14 protein-coding genes are annotated in these 17,986 nt (G+C 71.0%); 9 read left to right on the top strand and 5 right to left on the bottom strand.

Going from position 1 to position 17,986, the window contains the following annotated elements:
* Positions 1 to 150: 150 nt before the first annotated feature.
* On the bottom strand, positions 151 to 2,574 hold the full coding sequence (gene lon, locus GV126_RS21865; RefSeq protein WP_159669485.1) for an endopeptidase La: 2,424 nt from the start codon (positions 2,572 to 2,574) through the stop codon (positions 151 to 153).
* 188 nt (positions 2,575 to 2,762) lie between these two features.
* Here lon and GV126_RS21860 point away from each other — a divergent pair, with 188 nt between their 5' ends.
* From GV126_RS21860 to GV126_RS21830, 7 genes are all read left to right on the top strand, one after another.
* Positions 2,763 to 3,440, top strand: coding sequence for a spermine/spermidine synthase domain-containing protein (locus GV126_RS21860; RefSeq protein WP_159669482.1), 678 nt, complete (start codon positions 2,763 to 2,765; stop codon positions 3,438 to 3,440).
* Between the two features lie 122 nt (positions 3,441 to 3,562).
* Positions 3,563 to 4,300: a response regulator transcription factor gene (locus GV126_RS21855; protein WP_028420336.1), complete on the top strand. Its 738-nt coding sequence runs from the start codon at positions 3,563 to 3,565 to the stop codon at positions 4,298 to 4,300.
* Positions 4,297 to 5,403, top strand: coding sequence for a sensor histidine kinase (locus tag GV126_RS21850; RefSeq protein ID WP_159669480.1), 1,107 nt, complete (start codon positions 4,297 to 4,299; stop codon positions 5,401 to 5,403). The genes GV126_RS21855 and GV126_RS21850 overlap by 4 nt, the downstream gene beginning before the upstream one ends.
* A 291-nt stretch (positions 5,404 to 5,694) precedes the next feature.
* Positions 5,695 to 9,537, top strand: coding sequence for a multifunctional oxoglutarate decarboxylase/oxoglutarate dehydrogenase thiamine pyrophosphate-binding subunit/dihydrolipoyllysine-residue succinyltransferase subunit (locus tag GV126_RS21845; protein WP_159669477.1), 3,843 nt, complete (start codon positions 5,695 to 5,697; stop codon positions 9,535 to 9,537).
* Positions 9,538 to 9,649: 112 nt separating this feature from the next.
* A complete protein-coding gene (locus tag GV126_RS21840; RefSeq protein ID WP_028420339.1) occupies positions 9,650 to 9,829 on the top strand; it encodes a DUF6104 family protein in 180 nt (59 codons plus the stop codon).
* Between the two features lie 233 nt (positions 9,830 to 10,062).
* Entirely contained in the window at positions 10,063 to 11,025 is a 963-nt protein-coding gene (locus GV126_RS21835; RefSeq protein WP_159669474.1) for a DUF4097 family beta strand repeat-containing protein, read from the top strand.
* Position 11,026: 1 nt separating this feature from the next.
* Positions 11,027 to 12,064, top strand: coding sequence for a PadR family transcriptional regulator (locus GV126_RS21830; RefSeq protein ID WP_159669471.1), 1,038 nt, complete (start codon positions 11,027 to 11,029; stop codon positions 12,062 to 12,064).
* A 99-nt stretch (positions 12,065 to 12,163) separates the two neighbouring features.
* Here GV126_RS21830 and GV126_RS21825 read toward each other — a convergent pair whose 3' ends face one another.
* The 4 genes from GV126_RS21825 to GV126_RS21810 all read right to left on the bottom strand — a co-directional run bounded on the left by GV126_RS21825 (position 12,164) and on the right by GV126_RS21810 (position 15,473).
* Positions 12,164 to 12,721 carry a Clp protease N-terminal domain-containing protein gene (locus tag GV126_RS21825; protein WP_159669468.1) on the bottom strand — a complete coding sequence of 186 codons (558 nt, stop codon included), beginning with the start codon at positions 12,719 to 12,721 and terminating at the stop codon, positions 12,164 to 12,166.
* Positions 12,721 to 12,930, bottom strand: a complete 210-nt coding sequence (locus tag GV126_RS21820) for a helix-turn-helix domain-containing protein (protein WP_003997975.1) — start codon at positions 12,928 to 12,930, stop codon at positions 12,721 to 12,723. Before GV126_RS21820 ends, GV126_RS21825 begins: the two co-directional genes overlap by 1 nt.
* Before the next feature lie 106 nt (positions 12,931 to 13,036).
* Positions 13,037 to 14,002, bottom strand: coding sequence for a zinc-binding dehydrogenase (locus GV126_RS21815; RefSeq protein ID WP_159669465.1), 966 nt, complete (start codon positions 14,000 to 14,002; stop codon positions 13,037 to 13,039).
* 250 nt (positions 14,003 to 14,252) lie between these two features.
* Positions 14,253 to 15,473, bottom strand: a complete 1,221-nt coding sequence (locus GV126_RS21810; RefSeq protein ID WP_159669462.1) for an NAD(P)-dependent malic enzyme — start codon at positions 15,471 to 15,473, stop codon at positions 14,253 to 14,255.
* Between the two features lie 549 nt (positions 15,474 to 16,022).
* Between GV126_RS21810 and GV126_RS21805 the strand changes: the two genes are divergently transcribed.
* Complete coding sequence (locus GV126_RS21805) at positions 16,023 to 16,982, top strand: ABC transporter substrate-binding protein (protein ID WP_159669459.1); 960 nt, start codon at positions 16,023 to 16,025, stop codon at positions 16,980 to 16,982.
* Positions 16,983 to 17,014: 32 nt separating this feature from the next.
* Positions 17,015 to 17,953 carry an amino acid ABC transporter permease gene (locus GV126_RS21800; protein ID WP_159669456.1) on the top strand — a complete coding sequence of 313 codons (939 nt, stop codon included), beginning with the start codon at positions 17,015 to 17,017 and terminating at the stop codon, positions 17,951 to 17,953.
* The last annotated feature ends 33 nt before the right edge of the window (positions 17,954 to 17,986 follow it).

The following is a 17,986-nucleotide window of genomic DNA, read 5'->3' as shown; positions in this document are numbered from 1 at the left end:
CCCGGGGGTCGCCCCCCGGACCAGCACAGCAACGGCGCACCGGACCGGGTGCAGACGCTCGCCGACGGCTGAGTCCCTCCCTGACCGTGCGCGGCGAAGGCCCGGGCCTCCCTCACGGGGCCCGGGCCTTCCTTCATCCGGCCGCGTCCGTCACGCCGCGACCGGAACCTCCGGCTCCGCGCCGCTCGTCGCGGGCGCGAGGGCCAGCTCCAGGACCTGGCGGACGTCGGTGACGGTGTGGACGTCGAGCTTGTCCAGCACCTCCGCGGGGACGTCGTCCAGGTCGGGCTCGTTGCGCTTGGGGATGATCACCGTGGTGACGCCCGCGCGGTGCGCCGCGAGCAGCTTCTGCTTCACCCCGCCGATCGGCAGCACGCGCCCGGTCAGCGAGACCTCGCCGGTCATCGCCACGTCGGTGCGGACCAGCCGGCCGGACAGCAGCGAGGCCAGCGCGGTGGTCATGGTGATGCCGGCGCTCGGGCCGTCCTTGGGCACCGCGCCCGCCGGGAAGTGGATGTGCACGCCCCGGTCCTTCAGGTCGCCCACCGGCAGCTCCAGCTCGGCGCCGTGGCTGCGCAGGAAGCTCAGCGCGATCTGCGCGGACTCCTTCATGACGTCGCCCAGCTGCCCGGTGAGCGTCAGTCCCGCCGCGCCGGTCTCCGGGTCGGCCAGGGACGCCTCGACGTACAGCACGTCGCCGCCCGCGCCGGTCACGGCCAGTCCCGTCGCCACACCGGGCACGGACGTGCGGCGCTCGGCGGGGTCCTGGGCGGACTCGGGCACGTGGTGCGGACGCCCGATCAGGCCGCGCAGGTCGGCGTCGGTGATGGTGAACGGCAGCTCCCGCTCGCCCAGTTCGTGCTGGGCCGCCACCTTGCGCAGCAGCCGCGCGATGGACCGCTCCAGGGTGCGCACGCCCGCCTCGCGGGTGTACTCCCCGGCGAGCTTGCGCAGCGCGCTCTCGTCGATGGTGACCTCGTCCTTGTCCAGGCCGGCCCGCTCCAGCTGGCGCGGCAGCAGGTGGTCCCGGGCGATGACGATCTTCTCGTCCTCGGTGTAGCCGTCCAGCCGCACGATCTCCATGCGGTCGGCCAGCGCCTCCGGGATGGCCTCCAGCACGTTGGCGGTGGCGAGGAAGACGACGTCGGAGAGGTCCAGCTCCACCTCCAGGTAGTGGTCCCGGAAGGTGTGGTTCTGCGCCGGGTCCAGCACCTCCAGCAGGGCCGCGGCCGGGTCGCCGCGGAAGTCGGAGCCGACCTTGTCGATCTCGTCCAGCAGGACCACCGGGTTCATCGACCCGGCCTCCTTGATGGCGCGGACGATCCGGCCGGGCAGCGCGCCGACGTAGGTGCGGCGGTGACCGCGGATCTCCGCCTCGTCCCGCACACCGCCGAGGGCGACGCGGACGAACTTGCGTCCCATGGCGTGGGCGACGGACTCGCCGAGGGAGGTCTTGCCGACGCCGGGCGGGCCGACGAGCGCGAGCACGGCACCGCCGCGCCGCCCGCCGATCACGCCCAGACCGCGCTCGCTGCGCCGCTTGCGCACGGCCAGGTACTCGGTGATGCGTTCCTTGACATCCTGCAGGCCGGCGTGCTCGGCGTCCAGGATCGCCTTGGCGCCCTGGATGTCGTAGGCGTCCTCGGTCCGCTCGTTCCAGGGCATCTCCAGGACGGTGTCCAGCCAGGTGCGGATCCAGGACCCCTCCGGGGACTGGTCACTGGCCCGCTCCAGCTTGTCGACCTCCTTCAGCGCGGCCTCGCGGACCTTCTCGGGCAGGTCGGCGGCCTCGACGCGGGCCCGGTAGTCGTCGGACTCCTCGCCGTCCTTGTCGCCGTTCAGCTCGCGCAGCTCCTTGCGGACGGCCTCCAGCTGGCGGCGCAGCAGGAACTCGCGCTGCTGCTTGTCGACGCCCTCCTGGACGTCCTTGGCGATGGTCTCGGCGACCTCCTGCTCGGCGAGGTGGTCGCGCAGCTGCTGGGTGGCGAGCTTGAGGCGGGCCACCGGGTCGGGGGTCTCCAGCAGCTCGACCTTCTGCTCGGTGGTGAGGAACGGCGAGTAGCCGGAGTTGTCGGCGAGCGCGGAGACGTCGTCGATGGCCTGCACCCGGTCCACGACCTGCCAGGCGCCGCGCTTGCGCAGCCAGGCGGTGGCCAGGGCCTTGTACTCCTTGACCAGCTCCGTCACCTGGCCGGGCAGCGGATCGGGCACGTTCTCCTCGATCCGCGTGCCCTCGACCCACAGCGCCGCGCCCGGCCCGGTGGTCCCGGCGCCGATCCGCACCCGGTCGCGGCCGCGGATCAGGGCGCCCGGGTCGCCGTCGGCCAGCCGCCCGACCTGCTCGACCGTGCCGAGCACGCCGGTCTTGGCGTAGGTGCCCTCGATGCGCGGCACCAGCAGCACCCTGGGCTTGCCGGGCTCGGACCGGGCGGCGGCCTGGGCGGCCTCCACCGCGGCGCGCACCTCGGCGTCGCTCAGGTCCAGCGGGACCACCATTCCGGGCAGCACGACCTCGTCGTCGAGCGGCAGCACGGGCAGGGTGAGCGATGTGAACGGCGCGGACTCAGCAGCCATGATCTCCCCTTCGGCAGTCAAGTTGAGCTATGCCGACTCAATGCTCCGCAGTCCCGGGATGTTCCCCACCCCGTGTTCGCTCTGAGCGATCAGGGGGAGACAGTGCGCATATGACAGATAAGGGAGCTATCACCACAGGCGGGATATTCACCTGATCCGGCGGCCGGAGGTGCGGCAGGATGCGCCCCATGACCGCCTCGTACGAGACTCCTGTGGTGCTGGACCGGCGCGAGGGCCCCCATGGCGAGGTCGTGCTGCGCCGGCACGGTTCGCTGCTGCAGATCATCGCCAACGGCTGCTTCCTGATGGACACCTCCGACGGCCGGTCCGAGCGGCTGCTGGTCGACGCCGCCCTGGCGGCGCTGGACGACCGGCCCGGGCCGCGCGTGCTGATCGGCGGCCTCGGCGTCGGCTTCTCCCTCGCCCACGCCGCCCGCCAGGAGCGCTGGGGAGCGATCACCGTGGTCGAGCGGGAACGCGCGATCGTCGACTGGCACCGCGCCGGCCCGCTCGCCGACCTGACCGCCGAGGCGCTCGCCGACCCGCGCACCGAGGTCGTCGAAGCCGATCTCCTGACCTACGTCAATGAGACATCCGCCACGTTCGACGCGCTGTGCCTGGACATCGACAACGGCCCCGACTGGACCGTCACCGAGGACAACCGCGGACTGTACGCACCGGCCGGACTCGCAAGCTGCGCAAGGGTGTTGAGGCCCGGCGGAGTGCTCGCGGTGTGGTCCGCGAAGCCGTCTCCGGAATTTGAAGGAACCTTGCAGAATGTCGGGTTCCAGCAGGTGCGCACCGAAGAGATCCCCGTTGCCCGGGGCGTTCCGGACGTCGTCCACCTCGGCGTCCGACCTGGATAGCAAAGGCCCGCTGACTCCCCGTACGCTGCTGCCCTGACGCCGATCATTCAAGCGTCAATCGCAACCACGCGCAGTCAAGGAATCACCCCACGGATTCCGGAAGCACACCTCAGGGGCGGGCGATGGAGCAGACACACACCTCGCACAACGGCACGACGGCGGGTCCCGGCGCGCAGCGCCGGGTCCTGGTGGTCGAGGACGACCAGACCATCATGGACGCCATCGCCACCCGCCTGCGCGCCGAGGGATTCCTCGTGCAAACGGCGGGCGACGGCCCGGCCGCCGTCGACGTCGCGGAGGCCTGGCAGCCCGACCTGCTGATCCTCGACGTGATGCTCCCCGGCTTCGACGGCCTGGAGGTCTGCCGCCGTGTGCAGGCCCAGCGGCCGGTGCCGGTGCTGATGCTCACGGCGCGGGACGACGAGACCGACATGCTGGTCGGGCTCGGGGTCGGGGCCGACGACTACATGACCAAGCCGTTCTCGATGCGGGAGCTGGCCGCGCGCGTGCACGTGCTGCTGCGCCGGGTGGAGCGGGCCGCGCTGGCCGCGGCGACGCCGCGCAGCGGCATCCTGCGCCTGGGCGAACTGGAGATCGACCACGCCCAGCGCCGGGTGCGGGTACGCAGCCAGGACGTGCACCTGACGCCGACGGAGTTCGACCTGCTGGTGTGCCTGGCGAACACCCCGCGCGCGGTGCTCTCCCGTGAGCAGCTGCTGGCCGAGGTGTGGGACTGGGCGGACGCCTCCGGCACCCGGACCGTCGACAGCCACATCAAGGCGCTGCGGCGGAAGATCGGCGCCGAGCGGATCCGCACGGTGCACGGCGTGGGCTACGCCCTGGAGACGCCGACCCCATGAGCGACGGGCCGGCCGCACGGAGGGGCCAGGGGCAACCCTGGGGTGGCGTACGCCCGTTCTCGATCAAGACCAAGCTGGGCGCGCTGGTCGTCATCTCGGTGCTGATCACCACGGGTCTGTCGATGATCGCGGTGCACACCAAGACCGAGCTGCGCTTCATCATGGTCTTCTCGATGATCGCCACCCTTCTGATCACGCAGTTCGTGGCGCACTCGCTCACCGCGCCGCTGGACGAGATGAACGCGGTGGCGCGGTCCATCTCGCACGGTGACTACACGCGCCGGGTGCGCGAGAACCGCCGCGACGAGCTGGGCGACCTGGCCCAGACGATCAATCGCATGGCGGACGAGCTGGCCGCCCAGGACCAGCAGCGCAAGGAACTGGTGGCGAATGTCTCGCACGAGCTGCGCACGCCCATCGCGGGCCTGCGCGCCGTGCTGGAGAACATCGTGGACGGGGTCACCGAGGCCGACCCCGAGACGATGCGCACGGCGCTGAAGCAGACGGAGCGGCTGGGCCGGCTGGTGGAGACGCTGCTGGACCTCTCCCGCCTGGACAACGGTGTGGTGCCGCTGAAGACCCGGCGGTTCGAGGTGTGGCCGTACCTGGCGGGCGTGCTGAAGGAGGCCAACATGGTGGCCGCCGTGCGCGCCGGCATCGCCTCCGGCTCGGGCGGCCACACCCGTACCGACGTGCATCTGAGCCTGGACGTCTCGCCGCCGGAGCTGACGGCGCACGCCGACCCCGAGCGCCTCCACCAGGTGGTCGCCAACCTCATCGACAACGCCGTCAAGCACAGCCCGCCGCACGGGCGCGTGACGGTCAAGGCGCGGCGCGGGCCGCAGGAGGAGTCGCTGGAGCTGGAGGTGCTCGACGAGGGGCCGGGCATCCCCCGCTCGGAGTGGCACCGCGTCTTCGAACGGTTCAACCGGGGCGCGGTCAGCCGGCCGCACGGCCCCGGGAGCGACGGTGGCACCGGGCTCGGCCTGGCGATCGCCCGCTGGGCGGTGGACCTGCACGGTGGCCGGATCGGTGTGGCCGAATCCGAGCGCGGCTGCCGGATCCTCGTCACCCTTCCAGGGCTTCCCTCATCACCAAGTTGACGTAAAGTTCGATCCGGAACCACAAGATCCACAACCGTCCGCGCAGCCGGACACGTGTGATCAGGTGAGATCAGGCAGGGGCCTGCACCCGGACCGGGTCAGGCCCGGGTACCCCCTTCCCTTTCGGGGGCGAACCACGGTTGTTTCCCGCCATTTCAAGCCCCGAAACACAGCTTTCGATGTGACTTACACGACGATGAACGGGCTCGACCTGACCTTCACCGTCGGAGAGGCGTAGCCTTTATTCCCGCTGTCCATCACCTTGTGAAGCGGAAGAGGGCGGTTGCCGCCGTGTCGCCACAGTCCCCCAGTAACTCGAGCATCTCCACCGAGACCGACCAAGCAGGGAAGAACCCCGCGGCCGCATTCGGTGCCAACGAGTGGCTCGTCGACGAGATCTATCAGCAGTACCTCCAGGACCCGAACTCCGTAGACCGCGCCTGGTGGGACTTCTTCGCCGACTACAAGCCAGGAGCAGCGGCCGCTGACTCCTCGGCCCCGACGGCTCCTGCGGCCGCGGGGGCCGCAGGCACCACCACGGCTCCCCCGGCGCCCGCGGCTCCGGCCGCGCCCGCCGCCGCTCAGCCCGCGCCCGCCGCCCAGGCCCCGGCCGCGCCCGCCCAGGCCGCCGCTCCGGCCCCGGCGAAGCCCGCCGCCCAGGCCCCGGCGCCCGCGAAGCCCGCCGCCGCCAAGCCCAAGCCCGGTGCGAGCACCGGCTCCACCGGAGCGGCTGACGCCGCGCGATCGTCTGCGACCGAGGCCCCGGCCGGCCCCGAGTACGTCACGCTGCGCGGCCCGTCCGCGGCGGTCGCCAAGAACATGAACGCCTCCCTGGAGCTGCCCACGGCCACGTCCGTGCGCGCGGTCCCGGTGAAGCTGCTGTTCGACAACCGCATCGTCATCAACAACCACCTCAAGCGGGCCCGGGGCGGGAAGATCTCCTTCACCCACCTCATCGGCTACGCGATGGTGCAGGCCATCAAGGCCATGCCGTCGATGAACTGGTCGTACGGCGAGAAGGACGGCAAGCCGACCCTCATCAAGCCGCCGCACATCAACCTCGGCCTGGCCATCGACCTGGTGAAGCCCAACGGCGACCGCCAGCTCGTCGTCGCCGCCATCAAGAAGGCCGAGACGCTGAACTTCTTCGAGTTCTGGCAGGCCTACGAGGACATCGTCCGCCGCGCCCGCGAGGGCAAGCTGACGATGGACGACTTCACCGGCGTCACCGTCTCGCTGACCAACCCCGGCGGCCTGGGCACCGTGCACTCCGTGCCGCGCCTGATGCCCGGCCAGTCGGTGATCATGGGCGTCGGCTCCATGGACTACCCGGCGGAGTTCCAGGGCACCAGCCAGGACACCCTGAACAAGCTCGGCATCTCCAAGGTCATGACGCTCACGTCGACCTACGACCACCGGGTGATCCAGGGCGCCGCCTCCGGCGAGTTCCTGCGCCTGGTCGCCAACCTGCTGCTGGGCGAGAACAACTTCTACGACGAGATCTTCGAGGCGCTGCGCATCCCCTACGAGCCGGTCCGCTGGCTCAAGGACATCGACGCCTCCCACGACGACGACGTCACCAAGGCCGCCCGCGTCTTCGAGCTGATCCACTCCTACCGGGTCCGCGGCCACGTCATGGCCGACACCGACCCGCTGGAGTACAAGCAGCGCAAGCACCCCGACCTGGACATCGTCGAGCACGGCCTCACCCTGTGGGACCTGGAGCGCGAGTTCGCCGTCGGCGGCTTCGCCGGCAAGTCGATGATGAAGCTGCGCGACATCCTCGGCGTGCTGCGCGACTCGTACTGCCGCACGGTCGGCATCGAGTTCATGCACATCCAGGACCCCAAGCAGCGCAAGTGGATCCAGGACCGCGTCGAGCGCCCGCACTCCAAGATGGAGCGCGAGGAGCAGCTGCGCATCCTGCGCCGCCTGAACGCCGCCGAGGCGTTCGAGACGTTCCTGCAGACGAAGTACGTCGGCCAGAAGCGCTTCTCCCTGGAGGGCGGCGAGTCCGTCATCCCGCTGCTGGACGCGGTCATCGACTCCGCGGCCGAGTCCCGCCTGGACGAGGTCGTCATCGGCATGGCCCACCGCGGCCGCCTGAACGTGCTGGCCAACATCGTCGGCAAGTCCTACGCGCAGATCTTCCGCGAGTTCGAGGGCAACCTCGACCCGAAGTCGATGCACGGCTCCGGCGACGTGAAGTACCACCTGGGCGCCGAGGGCACCTTCACCGGCCTGGACGGCGAGCAGATCAAGGTCTCCCTGGTCGCGAACCCCTCCCACCTGGAGGCGGTCGACCCGGTCCTGGAGGGCGTCGCCCGCGCCAAGCAGGACATCATCAACAAGGGCGGCACGGACTTCACCGTCCTGCCGGTGGCGATCCACGGCGACGCGGCCTTCGCGGGCCAGGGCGTGGTGGCCGAGACCCTGAACATGTCGCAGCTGCGCGGCTACCGCACCGGCGGCACCGTGCACATCGTCATCAACAACCAGGTCGGCTTCACCGCCGCCCCGGAGTCCTCCCGCTCGTCGATGTACGCGACGGACGTGGCGAGGATGATCGAGGCCCCGATCTTCCACGTCAACGGCGACGACCCCGAGGCCGTCGTGCGCGTGGCGCGGCTCGCCTTCGAGTTCCGCCAGGCGTTCAACAAGGACGTGGTGATCGACCTCATCTGCTACCGCCGCCGCGGTCACAACGAGTCGGACAACCCGGCCTTCACCCAGCCGCTGATGTACGACCTGATCGACAAGAAGCGCTCGGTGCGCAAGCTGTACACCGAGTCCCTGATCGGTCGCGGCGACATCACCCTGGAAGAGGCCGAGCAGGCGCTGCAGGACTACCAGGGCCAGCTGGAGAAGGTCTTCACCGAGGTCCGCGAGGCCACCTCGCAGCCGGTCGGCGCCGCCGCCCCGGAGCCGCAGGACGGCTTCCCGGTCGCGGTCCCCACGGCCGTGTCCACCGAGGTCGTCAAGCGCATCGCCGAGTCCCAGGTCAACATCCCCGACCACATCACCGTCCACCCGCGGCTGCTGCCGCAGCTGCAGCGCCGGGCGGCCATGGTCGAGGACGGCACGATCGACTGGGGCATGGGCGAGACCCTCGCCATCGGCTCGCTGCTGCTGGAGGGCGTCCCGGTCCGGCTGTCCGGCCAGGACTCCCGCCGCGGCACCTTCGGCCAGCGCCACGCGGTGATCATCGACCGGGAGACCGGCGAGGACTACACCCCGCTGCTGTACCTGTCCGAGGACCAGGCCCGCTACAACGTCTACGACTCGCTGCTCAGCGAGTACGCGGCGATGGGCTTCGAGTACGGCTACTCGCTGGCCCGCCCGGACGCGCTGGTGATGTGGGAGGCCCAGTTCGGCGACTTCGCCAACGGCGCCCAGACGGTGGTGGACGAGTTCATCTCCTCCGCCGAGCAGAAGTGGGGCCAGACCTCCGGCGTCGTCCTGCTGCTCCCGCACGGCTACGAGGGCCAGGGCCCGGACCACTCCTCGGCCCGCCCCGAGCGGTTCCTGCAGCTGTGCGCGCAGAACAACATGACGGTCGCGATGCCGACCCTGCCGTCGAACTACTTCCACCTCCTGCGGTGGCAGGTGCACAACCCGCACCACAAGCCGCTGGTCGTCTTCACCCCGAAGTCGATGCTGCGCCTGAAGGCCGCGGCCTCGAAGGCGGAGGAGTTCACCTCGGGCCAGTTCCGCCCGGTCATCGGCGACGCCTCGGCCGAGCCGAACGCGGTGCGCAAGGTCGTCTTCTGCGCCGGCAAGGTCTACTACGACCTCGAGGCCGAGCGGAAGAAGCGCGGCGTGACGGACACGGCGATCATCCGCCTCGAGCGGCTGTACCCGCTGCCGGGTGCCGAGCTGCAGGCGGAGGTCAACAAGTACCCGAACGCCGAGAAGTACCTGTGGGTCCAGGAAGAGCCGGCGAACCAGGGTGCCTGGCCGTTCATCGCGCTCAACCTGATCGACCACCTGGACCTGGCGGTCGGCGCGGACATCCCGGCGAGCGAGCGCCTGCGCCGCATCTCCCGCCCGCACAGCTCCTCCCCGGCCGTGGGGTCCGCCAAGCGGCACCAGGCGGAGCAGGAGCAGTTGGTGCGCGAGGTGTTCGAGGCGTAGTCGCCGCCCTCGCGGGCCGTACGTGACCGGGCCGCACCCCCGCCGACGGGGGTGCGGCCCGGCCGTTTCCGGGGTGCGATGCGGGTCCGCGCGCGCACTTATCCTTGACCTCATGTACTTCACTGACCGTGGCATCGAAGAGCTGGAGAAGCGGCGGGGCGAGGAGGAGATCACCTTCGAGTGGCTCGCCGAGCAGCTGCGGACCTTCGTCGACCTGAACCCGGACTTCGAGGTCCCGGTGGAGCGGCTGGCGACCTGGCTGGCCCGCCTGGACGACGAGGACGACGAGTAGAGCGCCGGGGGACCACCGGGCAGACGGACAGTATGGAGCGCCCCTGCGGGGGCGCTTTCGCGTTCGCGATGTGTCGTGACTGCCCTTGACTTCCTCCCGGCGCGATATATCGTGTATTGCAGGGGACGCGATATGGCGTGTCGACCCTGTGCCGCGTCGCCGCCGGTCCTGCCCCCGGTCCTGTCTCCGGCCTGCTCACCGCGTGGCCCGGTCCGTCCCAGGAGGTCTGCCCCATGTCCGAGTGGTCCGTAGGCGAGCCGGCGAAGCTCACCTTCGACGAGCCCGTGACCCAGCTCAACGTCCGCATCGTCCAGGGCACGGTCAACGTGGTGGGCACGGACGAGGCCACCGCCCGCCTGGAGGTCTCCGCGATCGACGGGCCGCCCCTGGTGGTCACCCAGCAGGGCGGGACGCTGACGGTGGCGTACGAGGACCTGCCCTGGAAGGGCTTCCTGAAGTGGCTGGACCGCAAGGGCTGGCGGCGCAGCGCCGTCGTGTCCCTGGCCGTCCCGGCGAGCACCCGGGTCGAGGTGGGCGTGGTCGGCGCCGCCGCCGTGGTGTCCGGCATCGACGGCGCCACCGAGGTGAAGGGCGTCTCCGGCGACACCACCCTGGTGGGCCTGACGGGCCCGGTCCGCGCGGACACGGTCTCGGGCAGCGTGGAGGCACAGGCCCTCTCGGGAGACCTGCGGTTCAACTCGGTCTCCGGGGACCTGACCGTGGTCGAGGGCGCCGGCTCCTCGGTCCGGGCGGACTCGGTGAGCGGCTCGATGATCGTCGACCTGGACCCGGCGGGCCGTCCCACCGACGTCAGCCTGACGAGTGTCTCCGGTGAGATCGCCATCCGGCTGCCCCACCCGGTGGACACGCAGGTGGAGGCGAACACCGCGAGCGGCACGGTGTCCAACGCCTTCGAGGACCTGCGGGTCGGCGGCCAGTGGGGCGCCAAGCGGATCACCGGCCGGCTGGGCACCGGCCGCGGCAGGCTGAAGGCGACGACGGTCTCCGGTTCCATCGCCCTGCTGCGGCGCCCGCCGGCGGAGGAGGAGCCCTGGGAGGCCGCCCCGGACGCCGCCCCCGGCGGCAGCACGCCGGCCCCCGGGAGCGGCCCCCGCTCCGACGGCCCGACCGCAGGCACGGCCGCCGACCCGACCGACGGCACGATCGACGGCCCGACCGACAAGAAGGTGCTCTGACATGCCTCCCGTCTTCGCTCACGGCCGCCTCCGCCTGTACCTGCTCAAGCTGCTGGACGAGGCCCCGCGCCACGGCTACGAGGTGATCCGCCTCCTGGAGGAGCGCTTCCAGGGCCTGTACGCGCCCTCGGCGGGCACCGTCTACCCCCGGCTGGCCAAGCTGGAGGCCGAGGGTCTGGTCACCCACACCACCGAGGGCGGCCGCAAGGTGTACGCCATCACGGACGCGGGCCGCGCCGAACTGGCCGACCGCAGCGGTGAACTGGCCGACCTGGAGCTGGAGATCCGCGAGTCGGTCGCCGAGCTGGCCGCCGAGATCCGCGCCGATGTGCGCGGCGCCGCGGGTGACCTCCGCCGCGAGATGCGCGCGGCCGCCTCGCAGGCCCGGCAGGGCGCCGGCGGCACCGGCTCCGGGGAGTACGGCGGCATGGACGAGAGGGAGTCCTGGCGTGCCGCGAAGGAGGAGATGCGGCGCGTCAAGCAGGAGTGGAAGGAGCAGGCCCGGCGCGCCAAGGACGAGAGCCGCCGGGCGCGCGAGGAGGCCCAGCGGGCCCGCCGCCAGGCCAAGGAGGCGCAGGAGCGGGCGCGGGCCCAGGCGCAGGAGGAGCTGCAGCGCATCGCCCGCCGGATCCAGCAGCAGGTGCAGGACCACTTCGCCCGGGGCGACTGGCCGCTGGGGGTGCGGGAGGGCCTGTCCGAACTGGCCAAGGAGTTCGGCGACTTCGGCAAGGACTTCGGGAAGGATCTCGGCAAGGACTTCGGTTTCGGCCGTCCGGCGAACGGCGCCCGGGCGTCGCGTCCCGAGTACTCCGGGACCCCGGAGGACTTCCCCGCCGGGTACGAACCGGCCTGGGCGCACGAGGACCTCACCGGCGACCCGGCCCGCGACCTGGACCGGCTGCTGGACCGCTTCCGGGACGACACCCGCGACGCGGCCCGCGACCACGGCGTCACCGCCGACCAACTCCGCGAGGCCCGGCAGCACTTGTCCACCGCCGCCGCCCGCATCGGAGGACTGCTGCGCACCCCGAAGGCCTGACGCGAAGGCGAGGCCGACCATCCAGCGGCGGCTTTCTCGGCGGCCCTTTCTCGGCGGCCCGCCCTCCCGCTCCTGCCCTCGCGGGCCGGCCCCGCCGCCTCAGCCGGCCTTCGCCTCTCCCTCGCCGTACAGCACCCGGGTCACCGACGCGTACGTCACCCCGTGGTCGGCCAGTACCTCGGCCGGCACGCCCGGCAGGACGGTGAGCGCCAGCAGCAGGTGCTCGTCGCCGATGCGCCGGTCATGGCGGGCGAGGGCGAGGCGCAGGGACTTCTCCAGTACGTTCCGGGCCGACCGGCCGAAGCCGGGCCGCCGCCCGGGCCGGTCCCTCCGGTCGCCGGACATCGCCCCGACGCCGTGCGCCTCCTCCACGCGGGCCACGATCTCCGACACATCGATCCCCAGCCCCGCCAGCGCGTCCGCGTCGGCCCGGGTCAGCCCGGCCCGCCGCCGCGCCTCGGCCAGGGCCCGCCGCACCGGCTCCCGCCGCTCGGCGAGCCCGAGGGCGGCGAGCACGAAGGAGGCCCGGCTGCCCTCGCGCTCCAGCAGGGCGAGCAGCACATGCTCGGCGTCGACGCTCTGCGCTCCGTCCGCCTCGGCCCGGGCGAGCGCCCTCTTGACCACGTCCCGGGCGTCCCTGGTGAATCGCTCGAACATCAACGCCTCCCGTACTTCTTGTGCACGGCCTGCCGGCTCACCCCGAGTTCGGCGGCGATCTCCTGCCAGGACCAGCCCTGGTTGCGGGCGCTGCGCACCTGCACCGCCTCCAACTGCTCCAGCAGCCGGCGCAGCGCGGCGACGGCCCGCAGCCCGACCCGCGGATCGCGGTCTCCCGCCCGCTCGGCGAGATCTGTCGCTTCGGTCATGATGTCAACGTAGGTTGACACCCGGTGCTTGTCAATGAAAGTTGACAGGACAGGCCGGAAAAAGGCGGGCCCGGTCGCCCGGGCCCGCCTGACGGCGCCGCGCCTCTCAGGAGGCGGTGAGCACGATCTTGCCGAACTGGCCGCCGGACTCCATCCGTTCGAACCCCTCGCGGGCCCGGTCCAGCGGAAGGATCTCGTCGATGACGGGACGGACACCGGTCGAGGCGCAGAAGGAGAGCAGGTCCTCCAGCTCGTCCTTGGTGCCCATCGTCGAGCCGACCACCTTCAGCTCCAGGAAGAAGATGCGGGTCAGCTCGGCGTGGGAGGGCCGGTCGCCGCTCGTGGCACCGGAGATGACGATCGTGCCGCCGGGGCGCAGCGACTTCACCGAGTGGGACCAGGTGGCCGCGCCCACGGTCTCGATCACGGCGTCCACCCGCTGCGGCAGCCGCGCCCCCGTCTCGACGGCCTCCACGGCGCCCAGTTCCAGGGCCCGCTTGCGCTTGGCCTCGTCCCGGCTGGTGGCGAACACCTTCAGGCCCGCGGCCTTGCCGAGCACGATCGCGGCGGTGGCGACGCCGCCGCCGGCGCCCTGCACGAGCACCGAGTCACCGGGACGCACCCCGGCGTTGGTGAACAGCATCCGGTAGGCGGTCAGCCAGGCCGTGGGCAGACAGGCGGCCTCCTCGAAGGAGAGCCCCTTGGGCTTGGGCAGCAGGTTCCAGGTGGGCACCGCGACCTGCTCGGCGAAGGTGCCCTGATAGCGCTCGGTCAGGATGGACCGGGGCTCGTTCGGCCCGACCCCGTGCCCGCTCTGTCCGATGACGGAGTGCAGCACGACCTCGTTGCCGTCCTCGTCGACGCCGGCGGCGTCGCAGCCGAGGATCATCGGCAGCTTGTCCTCGGACAGGCCGACGCCCTTCAGGGACCACAGGTCGTGGTGGTTCAGGGAGGCGGCCCTGACGTCGATGGTGCTCCAGCCGGGGCGGGCCTCGGGGGCCGGGCGCTCCCCCGTCTCCAGTCCGTTCAGCGGCTGGTCGCGGTCGATTCGGGCGGCGTAGACAGCGAACATGACCTTGACGATAGGGGTGCCGACGCGCCTGCGGAACCTCGCCACCCTGTGACACACACCCTCTTGCCAAGCCCGCCGCTCACACCGCGCCGCCTCACGCGCGACCGAGCAGCCCCGCCCGGGCACGCGGAGCAGTCCCGCCGGCGATGTCGAGCAGTCCGCCCGGGGACGCGGAACGGCCCCGCCCGTGCGGGCGGGGCCGTTCGGGTCAGGCGGAAAGGCCGACCGGGCCCGTGCGGTCGGGCCGGGGTCAGCGCCGGGCCACGCCCTCGGCGCGGGCCGCCGCCGCGACCGCCGCCGTCACGGCGGGGGCGACCCGCTCGTCGAACGGCGAGGGGATCACGTAGTCCGCGGCGAGGTCGTCCCCGACGACCCCGGCCAGCGCCTCGGCGGCGGCGATCTTCATGCCCTCGGTGATCCGGGTCGCCCGGACCTGCAGCGCGCCCGCGAAGATGCCGGGGAACGCCAGGACGTTGTTGATCTGGTTGGGGAAGTCCGACCGCCCGGTGGCCACGACCGCCGCGTACTTGTGCGCGACGTCCGGGTGCACCTCCGGGTTCGGGTTGGCCATGGCGAAGACGAACGCGCCCTCGGCCATCGACGCCACGGCCTCCTCGGGCACCGTGCCGCCGGAGACGCCGATGAACACGTCCGCGCCGGCCAGCGCGTCCTGAAGGGACCCGCTCAGCCCGGCCTTGTTGGTGAAGGAGGCCAGTTCCCGCTTGACCGGGGTCAGGTCGTCCCGGCCCGCCGAGACGATGCCCTTGCGGTCGGTGACCGCGACGTCCCCGATGCCGGCCTCCACCAGCATCTTGGCGATCGCGACCCCGGCCGCGCCCGCGCCGGAGATGACGGCCCGCAGGTCGCCGATGGTGCGCCCGCTCAGCCGCGCCGCGTTGCGCAGCGCCGCGAGCGTCACGACCGCCGTGCCGTGCTGGTCGTCGTGGAAGACCGGGATGTCCAGGCGCTCCTGGAGCTTGCGCTCGATCTCGAAGCAGCGGGGCGCCGAGATGTCCTCCAGGTTGATGCCGCCGAACGACGGCGCCAGACGCACCACGGTGTCGACGATCTCGTCGGTGTCGGTGCAGTCGAGTGCGATCGGCACCGCGTCCACGCCGCCGAACTGCTTGAACAGAATCGCCTTGCCCTCCATCACCGGAAGGGAGGCCTGAGGACCGATGTCCCCGAGTCCCAGCACGGCCGTGCCGTCGGTGACGACGGCGACCACGGACGACTTCCACGTGTAGTCGTGCACCAGCTCGGGCTGCTCGGCGATGGCGGTGCACACCCGCGCGACGCCGGGCGTGTACGCCAGGGACAGGTCGTCCTTGTCGCGGACCGGCACGGTGGCCTGCACGGCCATCTTGCCGCCGCGGTGCAGCGCGAAGGCCGGATCGAAGGAATCGAGCGGCTCTGCCCCGCCGTCCTGGTCCGTACTGTCGCTGCGAGGATTGACGATCTCCGCTGCCACTTTCTTTCTACCCCTTAATGATTCATGGATTGAGGGTGGCCACTCCTGGTGAGGAGTGGGCGGGACCGCGTACGACCCAGTCGGTGATGCGTTCGGGCACGTACGCGACGGGCGCGCCGCACACGCGCCCTGAGCCCCGGATGAGGGGTGTAAAGAACCTTCATACCGGACGGACGGCGCCGACGACGAGTCGATAACGCGAAGGTCACATGACGGCGAGCCGACACATGGCTCAATATGGGGACAAGTCCCGGCCGATGGCGCGACACAGGCTCAAGGCGGCTCAAAAACACCGCTCCGACGGCCCACATCCCGAGATCAACAGAAGATCTTCCGGCGGGAATGGGATGTTCCCGCAGAGCGTCCCGCGGCAGCGGACGGCGATGCGCGGTTCCGAGGCCACCCGTTATGCGATTTTGACATCGCGATTGCCCTGAATGGCGCAGACCGAATGGCAAGATGCGTCAATCACACGAGGTCGCGACACCCGAAGGCGTGTGCTGTCGTCGACCGATCGGCAACTCCACCCACCCGCCGGAGGAACCCACCATGACCGCACGCTCCACCCGTCGTCCGACCGCCGCGCAGTCCCGTCTGGCCGTGGTCGGTGCGATCGCGGTCGCAGGCGCCCTGACGCTGACCGGCTGCGGTGACCAGACCAAGGACAAGGACACGTCCCCCGGCAGCTCGTCCGCCGCCTCGGCACCGCTGGCCGACAAGCTCCCGGCGGATATCCGCGACAAGGGCGTCATCAAGGTCGGCTCGGACATCGCCTACGCGCCGGTCGAGTTCAAGGACAAGTCCGGCAAGGTCGTCGGCCTCGACCCGGACATCGCGGCCGCCCTGGGCAAGCAGCTCGGTGTCACGTTCGAGTTCGACAACGGCACCTTCGACGCGCTGCTCACCGGTCTGCGCTCCGGCCGCTACAAGGTCGCCATGTCGGCGATGACCGACAACAAGAGCCGCCAGCAGGGCGTGGACCCGACCACGGGCAAGAAGGTCGGCGAGGGCGTGGACTTCGTGGACTACCTGCAGGCCGGCGTCTCCCTCTACACCCGCAAGGGCGACACCGAGTCCATCACCACCTGGTCCGACCTGTGCGGCAAGAAGCTCGCGGTGGAGCGGGGCACCGTCTCGGAGGACCTCGCCAAGACCGAGGCCAAGAAGTGCCCGGGCGGCAAGAAGCTCACCATCGAGGCCTTCGACGACAACCAGCAGGCCGAGACCCGGCTGCGCTCGGGCGGCGCGGACGCGGTGTCCGCAGACTTCCCGGTCGCGGCGTACGCGGTGAAGACCTCCGGCGGCGGCAAGGACTTCCAGATCGTCGGCGAGCAGGTCGAGGCCGCCCCCTACGGCATCGCCGTCAGCAAGGAGGACACCCAGCTGCGCGACGCGCTGCAGGCCGCGATGAACGCGATCATCAAGAGCGGCGAGTACCAGAAGATCCTCGAGAAGTGGGGCGCCCAGGACGGCGCCGTCAAGGAGTCCGTCATCAACGGCGGCAAGTGACCGCGCCGAGCGGGCACTGAAAGGCATCACCCGTGACTGCTGACATCGACAAGACGGCGGGGCCCAAGGACACGCCCCCGGCCGGACCGCAGCCCGTCAAGGCCATTCCGGTCCGCCACTACGGACGGTACGTCGCCGCCCTGGTCGCGCTCGCCCTGCTGGCCGCGATCGTGTACGCGTTCAGCCAGGGCAAGATCAACTGGCATGCCGTTCCCGACTACTTCTTCGACCACCGGATCATCACCGGCGTCGGCAAGACCCTCCTGCTGACGGTGCTGTCGATGCTGATCGGCATCGTCGGCGGCATCGTGCTGGCCGTGATGCGCCTGTCGAAGAACCCGGTGACCTCGGGGATCGCCTGGTTCTACATCTGGTTCTTCCGCGGCACGCCGGTGCTGGTCCAGCTGTTCCTGTGGTTCAACCTGGGCCTGGTCTTCGAGTACATCAACCTGATGCCGCTCTACAAGGACTACTGGTCGAACTTCATGACGCCGCTGCTGACGGCGCTGCTCGGCCTGGGCCTGAACGAGGCGGCGTACATGGCGGAGATCTGCCGCGCCGGACTGCTCGCCGTCGACGAGGGCCAGACCGAGGCCGCCCACGCGCTGGGCATGAGCCACGGCAAGACCCTGCGCCGGATCATCATCCCGCAGGCCATGCGGGTGATCGTGCCGCCGACCGGCAACGAGGTCATCAACATGCTGAAGACCACCTCGCTGGTCGCGGCCGTGCAGTACCCGGAGCTGTTCCGCTACGCCCAGGACATCGGCCAGGTCTCCGGCGCCCCGGTGGAGATGTACTTCCTCGCCGCCGCCTGGTACCTGATCATGACCTCGGTGCTGAGCGTCGGCCAGTACTACATCGAGCGGTACTACGCCCGCGGCTCCAGCCGCCAGCTGCCGCCCACGCCGTGGCAGAAGGTGAAGGCGAACGTGTTTTCCCTCGGCCGGCCCAAGGGAGGCATGGCATGACCGACAAGCTCACCAAGCAGGACGCGCCCGTGC

The sequence above is a fragment of the Streptomyces mexicanus genome (assembly GCF_902506575.1).
Lineage (GTDB): Bacteria > Actinomycetota > Actinomycetes > Streptomycetales > Streptomycetaceae > Streptomyces > Streptomyces mexicanus.
The sequence above is the reverse complement of the archived record's forward strand: the minus strand, read 5'-3'. Positions and strand labels throughout refer to the sequence as shown.

What these genes read in the sequence shown, in the direction of transcription:
- lon (WP_159669485.1), bottom strand. Translation starts at nt 2,574, where the DNA reads ATGGCTGCTGAGTCCGCGCCGTTCACATCGCTCACCCTGCCCGTGCTG.
- GV126_RS21860 (WP_159669482.1), top strand. Translation starts at nt 2,763, where the DNA reads ATGACCGCCTCGTACGAGACTCCTGTGGTGCTGGACCGGCGCGAGGGC.
- GV126_RS21855 (WP_028420336.1), top strand. Translation starts at nt 3,563, where the DNA reads ATGGAGCAGACACACACCTCGCACAACGGCACGACGGCGGGTCCCGGC.
- GV126_RS21850 (WP_159669480.1), top strand. Translation starts at nt 4,297, where the DNA reads ATGAGCGACGGGCCGGCCGCACGGAGGGGCCAGGGGCAACCCTGGGGT.
- GV126_RS21840 (WP_028420339.1), top strand. Translation starts at nt 9,650, where the DNA reads ATGTACTTCACTGACCGTGGCATCGAAGAGCTGGAGAAGCGGCGGGGC.
- GV126_RS21835 (WP_159669474.1), top strand. Translation starts at nt 10,063, where the DNA reads ATGTCCGAGTGGTCCGTAGGCGAGCCGGCGAAGCTCACCTTCGACGAG.
- GV126_RS21830 (WP_159669471.1), top strand. Translation starts at nt 11,027, where the DNA reads ATGCCTCCCGTCTTCGCTCACGGCCGCCTCCGCCTGTACCTGCTCAAG.
- GV126_RS21825 (WP_159669468.1), bottom strand. Translation starts at nt 12,721, where the DNA reads ATGTTCGAGCGATTCACCAGGGACGCCCGGGACGTGGTCAAGAGGGCG.
- GV126_RS21820 (WP_003997975.1), bottom strand. Translation starts at nt 12,930, where the DNA reads ATGACCGAAGCGACAGATCTCGCCGAGCGGGCGGGAGACCGCGATCCG.
- GV126_RS21815 (WP_159669465.1), bottom strand. Translation starts at nt 14,002, where the DNA reads ATGTTCGCTGTCTACGCCGCCCGAATCGACCGCGACCAGCCGCTGAAC.
- GV126_RS21805 (WP_159669459.1), top strand. Translation starts at nt 16,023, where the DNA reads ATGACCGCACGCTCCACCCGTCGTCCGACCGCCGCGCAGTCCCGTCTG.